Origin of the sequence: Streptomyces sp. NPDC102437 (genome assembly GCF_044765565.1) — a bacterium.
Lineage (GTDB): Bacteria > Actinomycetota > Actinomycetes > Streptomycetales > Streptomycetaceae > Streptomyces.
This window is the reverse complement of record NZ_JBIWKI010000139.1, coordinates 1-2,526: the sequence shown is the minus strand read 5'-3', so window position 1 is coordinate 2,526 and position 2,526 is coordinate 1. Positions and strand designations below refer to the sequence as shown.

The 2,526-nt window shown below is 61.4% G+C and carries 1 protein-coding gene; it reads right to left on the bottom strand.

Features of this window, described 5'->3' with window-relative positions:
* Positions 1-76: 76 nt before the first annotated feature.
* On the bottom strand, positions 77-1,798 hold the full coding sequence (gene ltrA / locus ACIRJP_RS42350; protein WP_404186545.1) for a group II intron reverse transcriptase/maturase: 1,722 nt from the start codon (positions 1,796-1,798) through the stop codon (positions 77-79).
* Between the last annotated feature and the right edge of the window lie 728 nt (positions 1,799-2,526).

The window sequence follows — 2,526 nt, the reverse complement described above, 5'->3', positions numbered from 1 at the left end:
TCGGTCGGGTAGCGGGGACGCATCGCTGCGTCCCCGCCCCCTCAGAACCGTGCTTGCGCCTTCCAGCGCACACGGCTCAAGCGGGCCTATGGCCGCTCAGTTCGGTGCCATTCTTCCGGTCACCGGCGTGCAGCTGCCGGTGGCACAGAGTGTGTACGACTTCCAGATTGTCGAGGTGGTCGCTTCCACCCCGGCTGCGGTATTGCAGATGGTGCACGTGAATTCCCCGGTATGAGGCCGTGAACCAGCGGGCCCAATCGTTGACGTCATCAGGGTCGTACCCCGCGCCTTCGATCAGGTCCTGCCCGCATCTGGGGCACAGTCCCTTCTGTCGGGCTGCTAGCAAAAGAATCCGTTTGGATTCCACTCCTGGCATCCGCTTTCGGGCTCGTTTTCTCCAGTAGCTGTCCAGTTCCGCGTCGTCCTGGGAGGAGTCTCCCTTGACCATCACGTGCCGGACGATTCCGGTCCAGGCGAACTTGGGCAAGTATCCGGCTTTGGAGCCGAAGACCCACCTGTCCTCTCGACTTTTGTCGAACTTCCCCCAATACCGCTCCCGGAGCCAGCGGGGCGTCTTCCGTCGATTGCAGTAGATCGCCCACCTTCTCAAGGCGTGGTGCGTGAAGTCGTCCAGCTTCCTGAAAGTTTCCTTCGAGACAACGTGCCGATAGTAGATGGACCATCCTCGAACAAGAGGTCCGAGGGCGCCAGCCAGGCGTTCGGCGGGTGCGCCCCGGTGTTGTCGGATGATGGTCCTTATCTTCTTCTTGACCCGTTGTACTGCATCCTTGCTCGGCTTGATGATCAGCTTCTGGTCGTAGCGCCTGACGTTGAATCCGAGGAAGTCAAATCCATCAGCGAGATGGACGACACGCGTCTTCTCCTCGTTGAAAGAAAGCCCTCTCGGCTGGAGCCAGACAGCCAACTTCGTTTGCAGATCATGCGCCTCCGACTCCGAGGCGCACAACACCACGAAGTCATCGGCGTACAGAACAAGAGCGGGGGGAACATGCCTTGTCCCTTTGGCGGGAACATTTGCGTTAATCGCGCCCCCCATCCCGTGCAGGGCCACATTGAGCAACAGAGGACTGATGACTCCGCCTTGCGGCGTGCCTTCGATCGTGTGTGCGTAAGTGCCCTCCTCCATGACCCCAGCGCGCAACCATCCTCTGATCTGCCGCCGGCCCGGAAACAGGCCGATGGAGTCCATGAGGTGACTGTGGCTGATGCGGTCGAAGGCCGCCGACAGGTCCGCGTCGAGAACCCACAGCCGTTTTGCGGTCTTCTGGCAGGCTATCTGGAAGATAGCCCCGATCGCGTCAGCGCATCCGCGCCCCGGCCGGAACCCGTAGGTTCGACCGTCGAACCGCGCTTCCCATTCCGGCTCTAGAGCGTTCTTCACCCTCGCCTGGTTTGCGCGGTCGCGTATGACAGGAATGCCCAACGGTCGGGTCTTCCCATTTGCCTTCGGGATGTACACACGCTTGACGGGCTTTGCCGGGATATCCGGTTCAGCGAGAGTCTTCCGCGCCAGAGCACCCCGGTCCTTCGGAGTCAGCGCGACGACCCCATCAATACCCGCCGTCTTCTTTCCGGTGCTCTGCTGTGCCACCCGGCGAACACTTGTCAAGCTGTTCGCCTTGGATCGCAGCATGAGCTTTTGCAGGTTGCGCACCCGCTTCATGTCGCCGTTCCGTGCGGCCCTGTAGATCCTCTGGCGCAGCCGCTTTACGGATGCTTCTTCTGAGCGCCAATCGATACCGGCCCAGAATTCTGCGTCGCCCTCGGGTCCGTTCATCGGGAGGGCACACTGCGACACCAAAGACATTGTCGCCCCTCCTCCTGTCTAACTTGCGCCTCGGTGCAAGGTTTTGCCCGTTGGCTCTACATGGCCTACCTGTCCCACGTCAGCGCTCTTTCGAGCCCAGCTACAAAGCTGGTATCCGCCGAGTTATACCCGGAGGGGGAGAGTCCCCAGGACCCGAGCTTTCCTCTGGGCTTTCGCCCCAGCGGCATTCGCTTCTTGGGACATCCTGTTCCCGCACCGGAGTTCTGCCTTCGTTGCCTCCGGCTTACCGGCTGACCAGCCGGACCCGTACGGGGTTCCCGTGTTCCACTGCCAACAGTTACGTCCGGACAGGGCGCCCTCTCTAAACCGACTCCCACGGTGACCTACGCTGGAAACCAGAGGTTCCCTTGAGCCTCTTTCAATACAGCTCGCGTCGTGTCGCACTTCTCAATGCAAGGAGTTCCCACCGCCGACCGCTTCGCCATTGACGCGGTGTTCCTCATGTCGGCTCGTAAGGACAAGGGTTCGCTTTCGCTCGCCCGCTCGGACTTCCCCTTCGCTTGTGGCGTGATGATGGCCCATCGTGCCCTTGAGCTTGACCACCTCGGCTCAGCACCCCCGCGTCACCGCAGACGCACCCGAGGCTGGGGACCGGCCATCGGTCACAGGCCGGGGCAGTCGACTCCTCTCCTTGCAACTACCACTGCATGACAGCGACTTCACGTCGCACTGAAAGC